Genomic DNA, 8,837 nt, shown 5'->3' with positions numbered 1-8,837 from the left:
TGCCGGCGAACTGCGCACGATGAACGGCTCGCGCTGCCTCGATGCCAAGGGGCAAGGCACCGCGCCAGGCACCGCGCTGACGGCCTACACCTGCAATGGGCAGAACAACCAGAAATGGCGTCGCAACAACAACGGCACCATTCAAGGGGTTCAGTCCAACCTGTGCCTCGACGTGGGCGGTAATTCGACCGCCAACCAGGCCAATGCTGTGCTTTGGACCTGCCACGGCAACCCCAACCAGGTCTGGACCGGCGGCGGCACCAGCGGCAACGACACCCAGGCCCCAAGCGTGCCGGGCAACTTGCGCCTGGACAACCTGGCCTGCCGATCGGCCACGCTGTCCTGGTCGGCCTCCACCGACAACGTGGGCGTCACCTTCTATGACATCTACCACGACGGCCAGGCCATCACCACCGTCAGCGGTGGCACGCTCAGCACTCAGATCACACTCACCCCAGGTGTGCGCTGGGGCATCTACGTGAATGCACGCGACGCGGCGGGCAACGTCTCGCAAGCCAGTGCCTCATACAACGTCACCGTGCCGCAATGCACCTCCGACACAGATGCACCCAGCACCCCGGGAGCCCTGACTGGCTCGGTGAGCGGCACCAGCGCCACCGTGCGCTGGAACGCATCCACCGACAACGTGGGCGTGGCCGGCTATGAGATCTACCGCAACGACTCGCGCATCGGCAGCACGAGCAACACCAGCTACACCGACAGCGGCCTGGGCGCCAACACCGCCTACCGATACCAGGTGGCGGCACGCGATGCGCAGAACAACATTTCCGCGCGCAGCACCTCGCTAAGCCTGACGACGGGCGGCTCGTGCAGCAGCGCGGTGTGCTCGGTGCAGCAAGTGACCACAGACACCGACATCCCCTGGGGCCTGATCACGATGCCTGACGGCAACATCATCTACAGCCGTCGTGACGCACAGGAACTGGTGCGCCTGACTCCGAGTGGCCAGAAGACCGTGCTCGGCAGGGTGCCCAACGTGCAAGGTACCGATGGCGAAGGCGGTCTGATGGGGCTGGCTGTTTCGCCAAACTTCCCCGGCAGCGACCCGTGGATCTACATCCTGCACACCTCGCCGAGCGACAACCGTGTCGTACGCATCGAATACCGAAACGGTGCGCTTGACCTCGGCACCCTTCAGGTGCTGCTCACGGGCATCGGTCGCAACAAGTTCCACAACGGTGGGCGCCTGCGTTACGGCCCGGACGGCAAGATCTACGTCGGCAACGGTGATGCGCAGAACGGTGCTTACGCGCAAGACGTCAACAACTTGTCCGGCAAGATCCTGCGCATGAATCCCGATGGTTCGCGTCCGTCGGACAACCCGTTCGGCAACTACGTCTGGAGCTACGGCCACCGCAACCCGCAAGGCCTGGCCTTCGATTCACAAGGGCGCCTTTGGCAGCAGGAGTTCGGTGACACCCAGGACGAAACCAACCTGATCCAGCGCGGTGGCAACTACGGGTGGCCGAACTGCGAAGGCACGACGTCGCGCGGCGGCGACGGTTGCGGCACCTCGGGCTACATCGCGCCGAAGCGCACCTACTTCAATGCCGATGCTTCCTGCAGCGGCGCTGCGATCGTGCGCGACGTGCTCTACATCTCCTGCCTGCGCGGCGAACGTGTCTACCGCCACGTGATCAGCGGCACCAGCCTCATCAACACGCAGGAGCTGTTCCGTGGCACCTACGGGCGCCTGCGCACCGTCGAGCCCTCGATCGACGGCGGCCTGTGGCTGACGACCAGCACCCAGGGGGACAAAGACAACACGGCCAACAACAGCAACGAGAGGATCTTCAAGGTGACTCTCGGCAACTGAGCGGCACCCCGAACCTGCGTCGCAGGCAAGCAGCAAGCCTCAGCCCGGCTGGTTGCTCTCCTGTGCCTCGGCGAGGCGCCTGCGCAGTGCCGAGGGTGTCTCGCCGAACCAGCGGTTGCACGAGCGCGTGAGCGCCGATTGTTCCGACAGGCCCAGCAGCGCGCTCACCTGCGACAAGGGCAGGCGGCTGGTGCTCAGGTAGCGCAGCGCGGCATCTTTGGTGACGGTGTCGCGGATGGCCTCGAAGGTTGTGCCTTCATCCGCCAGATGACGCTGCAGCGTTCGCGGGTGCATGGCAAACAGTTCGGCGATGCGGTCGAGGCTGCATTGCGGTGAGCCGAGAGCGCGCTTGGCCGCCATGCGCACGCGCGGCACCAGGGCCTTGCGCGTCTTGCCGAAGTTCTGTTCCAGGTAGCTCGTGGCCAGGCCGCGCAGCGTCGCGTTCGCTTGTGGCAAGGGCGCATCGAACAGATCGCGCGTGATGATCAGCGCTGCGTTGGTTTGCTTGAACTGCACCTTCACGCCGAAGTAGCGTTCGTAGACCGCCGGCCGCGCCCGCGGCGAATGCGGCAGGTGCGCGGCCATCAGGTGGTAGTGCTCGCCGCCCAGCAGCGTGAGAAAGCGGTGGCCGCCGCCCATCATCACGTCGAAGGATTGGCGGGCCGGTGGCAGGCCGTTGGCTTCGACGGTGTAACGCAGCTCCACCAGATTGGCGTCGGGCAGGCTGTCGAACACCGGCGCGAACGACATCGCCTGGTTGTGCACGAAGAGGTAGCGCGAGGCAACCTGCAGCGCTTCGCCGATGGTCGGCGAGTTCTGGATCGCCACCGCCACCGGGCCGAGGATGCTGATGTCTTGCGCCTGCGCGAGCTGCAGTCCGAAGTCGGGGCACTCGAGCACCTGCGCCGAGTTTTCGAGCAGGCGCACGAGCTTGCTCACCGGCTGGAGCAGCTCTTCGTCGTCGAGCGTGGTGGGCAAACCATGCCTGCGCAAAAGCGCCGCCGGGTCGCCGCCGAGCCGGCTTACCAACGCATGAAACCCCCTCAGCCCCGCCGCTCGAACCATGTCTGTCATGTCGCCCAGTGTCAAAACTTCGTCGCCTGTGGTCAAGCCGGGGGAACCCATGCCCCGTGAGCATTGCTACCAGATTCAGGAGACTCAAAATGGCCATCGAACACTTCGATGTGCTCGTCGTCGGGGCGGGACTGTCGGGCATTGGTGCGGGCTACGCACTGCAAACTTTTTGCAAGGGGAAGCGTTACGCGATCCTCGAAGGGCGTGACGCGATCGGCGGCACCTGGGATCTGTTTCGCTACCCGGGCGTGCGTTCCGACACCGACATGTACACGCTGGGTTATGCGTTCAAGCCCTGGACGCGGCCGGAGGCCATGGCCGAGGGCGCGTCCATCTTGCAGTACGTGCGGGACACGGCGCGCGAGTTCGACATCGAGCGCCACGTGCGCTTCAACCACCGCGTGCGCAGCGCCGCGTGGTCGAGCGCCGATGCGCGCTGGACGGTGGAGGTGGTGGTGGGCAGCGACAGCGCCGCTCGCACCTACACCTGCGGCTTTCTCTACCTGTGCAGCGGCTACTACGACTACGCCGAGGGTTTCACGCCCGAGTTGCCAGGCCACATGGACTTCAAGGGCCAGATCGTGCACCCGCAGTTCTGGCCGCAGGGGCTCGACTACAGCGGCAAAAAGGTCGTGGTGGTCGGCAGCGGCGCCACCGCGGTGACGCTGGTGCCCGCGATGAGCGAGAAGGCCGCGCACGTGACCATGTTGCAACGCTCGCCAAGCTACGTGGTCTCGCTGCCGAGCGTGGATGGTGTGGCGAATGCGTTCCACCGTTGGCTGCCCGCCAGCTGGGCGCACCGCCTCGCGCGCATGAAGAGCGTGGCGTTTGCAACCGCCTTCTTCCACCTGTGCCGCAAGAAGCCGGTGTTCGCACGCAAGCTGCTGCGCGCCGGCGTGGCCAAGTCCTTGCCGAAGGGCTACGAAATCGATGCGCACTTCAAACCGCGCTACGAACCCTGGGACGAGCGCGTGTGCTTCGTGCGCGATGGTGATCTGTTCCAGGCCGTGTCGAGCGGCCGCGCCACCATGGTCACCGACACCATCGACCACTTCACCGCTGACGGCCTGAAGCTCGGTTCGGGCCGCTCGCTGCAAGCCGACATCGTCGTCACGGCCACCGGCTTGAAGCTCACGCCGTGTGCCGGCATGAGCTTCAGCGTTGACGGCCAGACCGTCGACCTCGGCAAGACCTACACCTACCGCGGCCTGATGCTGAGCGGCGTGCCGAACCTCGCGTTCTGCGTGGGCTACTCCAACGCCTCGTGGACGCTGCGCGCCGACCTGAGCTCGCGCTTCGTCGCGCGGCTCATCAACTACATGGATCGCAAGGGCCACCGCATCTGCCGCCCGCACTGCGATGAAAACACGATGACGCCCGAGCCGCTGATCGGCCTGCGCTCGGGCTACGTGCTGCGCTCGGTAGCGCGCTTCCCCAAGCAAGGCGCCGAGTCGCCCTGGCGCATGGCGCAGAACTACTACCGCGACCTTTTCAACATGCGTTGGCGCTCCGTCGCCGACAAGCACCTGGCTTTCGAAGGGCGTCGCTCATGAACATTCAGGAATCAGACCGCTTCAAGGTCGGCGGCCCGCGCGCCACCTACGTGCTCGTCATCTGCTCGCTGCTGCATGCGATCAGCTATGCCGACTGGCAGGTGATGTCGGTGGTGTTGCAGCCGATGAAAGAGGAGCTGGGCCTCACCGACGTGCAGGTGGGCATCGCCAACACCGCCTACTTCCTCGGCATCATCTTCTTCACGCTGCCGATCGCGCACCTGGTCGACAAGTGGAGCCGCAAGAAGATGATCGGCCTGATGGCCATCGCGTGGAGCGCGAGCACGGTGGCCACGGCCTTCGTCGGCGGCTTCGGCTCGCTGCTGCTGACGCGCCTTGGCGTGGGTGTGGGCGAGGCGGGTTTCGGCCCCGGCGGCACGGCGCTCGTGTCGGCCAGCTACCCCGAGCACCAGCGCGGCGGCAAGCTCGGCATCTTCAACGCGTTCATCACCGTGGGTGTGATCGTCGGCGTGGCGCTGGGCGGCTACCTCTCGGCGCACCACGGCGGCTGGCGCACGCCGTTCTATGTCTTCGGCATCCCTGGCTTGATTTTGGGCGTGCTCGCCTTCTTCATGCAGGACTACAGCCTGAAGCCCGCGAGCGGCGCGGCCGCCGCGCACGGCTCGCTGCTCGCCAACCTGAAGCAGCTGTGGCGCATCACCACGCTGCGCTGGCTGTACCTGGGCCTGGGCATGTACGCGGTGTTGCAGATCTCGGTCGGCACCTGGTTCCCCTCGCTCTTGATCCGCGCCTACGGCATCAAGGAAGACAAGGCCGGTTTGGTGATGGGCGGGGTCAGTCTCATCGGCCTGGCCGGCCCACTGCTGGGCGGCTACCTCGCCGACCGCTGGCACCGCCGCCACCCCGGCGGCCGCATGCGGCTGGCCGCGGTGAGCATCGCCCTCGCCACGGTGTTCATGATGCTGGTGCTGCTGGCGGCACTCGACATCGACAACCGCTCGCTGATGTGGTTCTGCGCGCTGATGATGCCCTTGCACAGCGTGTTCGTCGGCATGGCCTTGCCGGCGGTGGCCGCGACCACGCAAGACGTGGTGCCGCCGCAGCTCAAGGGTTTGTCGTGGGGCGCGGCGCTGGTGGCCTTGTTCCTGCTCGGCGGGGCGTGGGGGCCGCTGATGGTGGGCGCGATCTCCGACCACGTTGACGGTGGCTACAAGGGCTTGTCGCTGGGGTTGGCCATTGCGGGCGCCTTCGGCTTCATCGCGAGCTGGCTGTGGTTCATCACTGCCCGCTACGTCGAGCGTGACATGGCGCAGGCCGAGGCCGCACGATGAAGGCCGTCGTCTGCAGCAACGACCGGCTCAGCGTCACCGAGTTGCCCGAGCCCAAGCCGGGCCAGGGCCAGCTGCTGGTGAAGGTGCTGCGCTGCGGCATCTGCGGCTCCGACCTGCACGTGCGCAAGTTCTGCGATCAATGGGGCTCGCTGATGGCGCGCAGCGGCTACACCGCGCTCACGCGTGCTGACCAAGAAGTGGTGTTCGGCCACGAGTTCAGCGGCGAGGTGCTCGAGCACGGGCCGGGCAAAAAAGGCTCGCTCAAGCTGGGCACCCACGTTGTGGCCCTGCCGGTGCTGCGGCGCGGCGACGCGATCGACCTGATCGGCCTGTCGGCCCACAGCACCGGCGCGTATGCCGAGCGTGTGGTGGTCGAAGCGTCGAAGACCATGCCAGTCCCCAACGGCCTGCACCCGAGCCTGGCCGCGCTCACCGAGCCGATGGCGGTGGGCTGGCATGCGGTGCGGCAGAGCGAGGTGAAGAAGCGCGACGTGGCGGTGGTCATCGGTTGCGGGCCGGTGGGCTTGGCGATCATCTGCCTGCTCAAGGCGCGTGGCGTGCGCACGATCGTGGCGAGCGACTTTTCGCCCGGCCGGCGCAAGCTCGCCACCGCCTGCGGTGCGCACATCGTCGTCGACCCGGCGCAAGCGTCGCCCTATGCCAACTGGGGTCGCGACGACTACATCGAGAAGCTCCCCCAGTTGCTGGAGCTGCTGATGAGCACCGGCGAAACCTTGCACAAGCTGCCGCTGCCGTGGTGGCACGTCTGGCGCCTGATCGAAGCCGTGGTGGGCGACCCCAAGGGGCCGGTGGTGTTCGAGTGTGTGGGCGCGCCCGGCGTGCTGGCCGGGATCATCAGCGGCGTGCCGCTGTTCACGCGCATCGTGGTGGTGGGCGTGTGCATGCAGCCCGACACCATCGAAGGCGCGGTCGCCATCAACAAGGGCGTGAGCCTGCGCTTTTCGGCGGGCTACTCGCCGCTCGAGTTTCGCGATGCGCTGCACCTCATTGCCAACGGCCGCGTCAACTGCGCCCCGCTCATCACCGGCGAGGTGGGGCTGAAGGGCGTGGATGCCGCCTTCACCGCACTCGGCGACCCCGAGCGCCACGCCAAGATCCTGATCGACCCCAGCAGCAGCGCGCGAACGCCGCAGCCGTCGCCGTCGATCTCTCCCGTTCGCTGAGTTCCCCCACAAACACAACGGAGACACGACATGGCCGAACGCACCCACCGATTGAACACACTTGCCGCCCTGATCGCAATGGCCTTTGCGGCCACACCTGGCGCGACACAGGCACAAGCGGGCAGTACGCCCGAGCCAGCGGCCTCGGCCCCGGTGCCCGCAGCCAAGGAAGTGGCTCGCGGCAGCGACGAAAAGTCGGCCACCACACTCGACAAGGTGACGGTCAATGCGCAAAAGCGCGTCGAGTTCCTGCAAGACGTGCCGGTCACCATGACCACGCTCAACCGCCAGCGCCTGCAAGACGCCGGTGTGCAAAACATCAAGGACCTGCAGCGCCTGGTGCCCAACCTGAGCGTGACCAGCACCGACTCCGAAGCCAACACCACGGTGCGCATGCGCGGCGTGGGCACGACGGGCGACAACGCCGGCCTGGAATCGTCGGTCGGCATCGTGATCGACGGCGTGCCGCGGCCGCGCAACGGCGTGAGCTTCGGTGACCTCGGCGAGATCAACCAGATCGAGGTGCTGAAGGGGCCGCAGGGTACCGTCTTCGGCAAGAACACCTCGTCAGGCGTGATCAGCATCACCACCCGCCGGCCGAGCTTCGAGGAGCAAGGCGCTGGCGAGCTGACCTTCGGCAACTACGGCGCCACCGGCGTGGGCGCGGGCTACACCAACGCCATCAACGAGAGCAGCGCCTTTCGCATTTACGCGGTCGACCGTCCCCGCGATGGTTTCAACAAGGTGAACGTCAACAACGGCCCGCGCACCGAAACGAAAGACGGCGACCAGAACCTGCAATCCTTGCGCGGGCAGTTTCTCCTCCTGCCCAACGACGACCTCGACCTGCTCTTCATCGGCGACCACACACGCCGCAAAGAGAACTGCTGCGTCTCGACCACGCTGCACCGCGACCCCGGCATCGCCGGCCTGGTCGACGCCTTTGCCGGCGGCGCGGGCCGCGGTGTGGTGCCGGTGGCCGACCCATCGAACCGCCAGGCCTACGCCAACGACAGCACCGAGCAGAAGATCATCGACGAAGGCCTCTCGGCCCAGGTCAACTGGAAGACACCGTGGTTCGGCGGCGCCACGCTGACCTCGATCAGCGCCGTGCGCAAGTGGTCGCTGCAAAGTGCGAGCGACCTCGACTTCAGCGGCGCCAACCTCGCCACGCACGACTTCTCACCCGACAACGGCCAGCACTTCAACACCTTCAGCCAGGAGCTGCGCCTCGCCGGCAAGAGCGGCAAGGTCGACTGGGTCAGTGGCCTGTACTTCGACAAGGTGCGCTTGCGCCGCAACGAGGCCATCGCCTTGCAGCCGCAGTACGAAGGCTACCTGTCGACCCTGCTGCTGAGTGGCATTGCGGCTGCGCTGCCACCGGGCATGGTCGACATGACGAACCCGCAGAACTTCTTGTCCGAAGCCGCCGGTGGCGTGGCCCCGGGTTCGGCCTACGCCGGCACCGCACAGCGCGACGAGTGGCGCCAGAGCTCCAAGAGCAGCGCCTTGTTCGGCAACCTGACCTTTCACGCCACCGACGCGCTCGCGCTGACTGGCGGACTGCGCTACACGCACGAAACCAAGACCAGCCACTTCTCGTACAGCAACCCCAACGGCGGCACCGCCTGCGGCGCGGCGATCAGCAGCAACAGCGTGGCCGACGCCTTGGTCGCGCGCGGCGTGCCGGCCGGCGCCGTGCCGCTGATCGCGCCCACGGTGATCGGCAACATGTGCCTACCGTGGCAGAACCCGCTCTTCAACGGGCTCACGTCGTCTGACAGTTTCAGCGAGAACCACTGGTCGGGCACGCTCAAGGCTGCCTACCGCTGGAGCGAGCGTGTGATGACCTATGCGTCGGCGGCACGCGGCGACAAGGCGGGCGGTTTCAACCTGG

6 protein-coding genes are annotated in these 8,837 nt (G+C 66.5%); 5 read left to right on the top strand and 1 reads right to left on the bottom strand.

Translation table 11 applies throughout. The annotated features are described in order from the left end of the window. The coding region (locus tag RMO40_RS11605) for a PQQ-dependent sugar dehydrogenase (protein ID WP_309720929.1) at positions 1–1,837 on the top strand (1,837 nt) is incomplete at its 5' end. Positions 1,838–1,876: 39 nt separating this feature from the next. Here the strand turns inward: RMO40_RS11605 and RMO40_RS11600 are convergent. Further along, positions 1,877–2,911 (bottom strand): AraC family transcriptional regulator, encoded by a 1,035-nt coding sequence (locus tag RMO40_RS11600; protein ID WP_309720926.1) that lies wholly within the window; start codon positions 2,909–2,911, stop codon positions 1,877–1,879. Positions 2,912–3,000: 89 nt separating this feature from the next. Between RMO40_RS11600 and RMO40_RS11595 the strand changes: the two genes are divergently transcribed. The 4 genes from RMO40_RS11595 to RMO40_RS11580 all read left to right on the top strand — a co-directional run. After that, entirely contained in the window at positions 3,001–4,464 is a 1,464-nt protein-coding gene (locus tag RMO40_RS11595) for an NAD(P)/FAD-dependent oxidoreductase (RefSeq protein WP_309720923.1), read from the top strand. Continuing rightward, a complete protein-coding gene (locus RMO40_RS11590) occupies positions 4,461–5,756 on the top strand; it encodes an MFS transporter (protein ID WP_309720918.1) in 1,296 nt (431 codons plus the stop codon). Before RMO40_RS11595 ends, RMO40_RS11590 begins: the two co-directional genes overlap by 4 nt. Continuing rightward, the gene (locus tag RMO40_RS11585) at positions 5,753–6,940 is read left to right on the top strand and encodes an alcohol dehydrogenase catalytic domain-containing protein (RefSeq protein WP_309720915.1); all 1,188 of its coding nucleotides are present in this window, start codon (positions 5,753–5,755) and stop codon (positions 6,938–6,940) included. The genes RMO40_RS11590 and RMO40_RS11585 overlap by 4 nt, the downstream gene beginning before the upstream one ends. Before the next feature lie 30 nt (positions 6,941–6,970). Continuing rightward, the coding region (locus RMO40_RS11580; RefSeq protein WP_309720912.1) for a TonB-dependent receptor domain-containing protein at positions 6,971–8,837 on the top strand (1,867 nt) is incomplete at its 3' end.

Origin of the sequence: Rhizobacter sp., assembly GCF_031412075.1 — a bacterium.
Classification (GTDB): Bacteria; Pseudomonadota; Gammaproteobacteria; order Burkholderiales; family Burkholderiaceae_C; genus Rhizobacter.
Note: the sequence above shows the minus strand (reverse complement) of the source record. Positions and strands in the feature narration are given on the sequence as shown.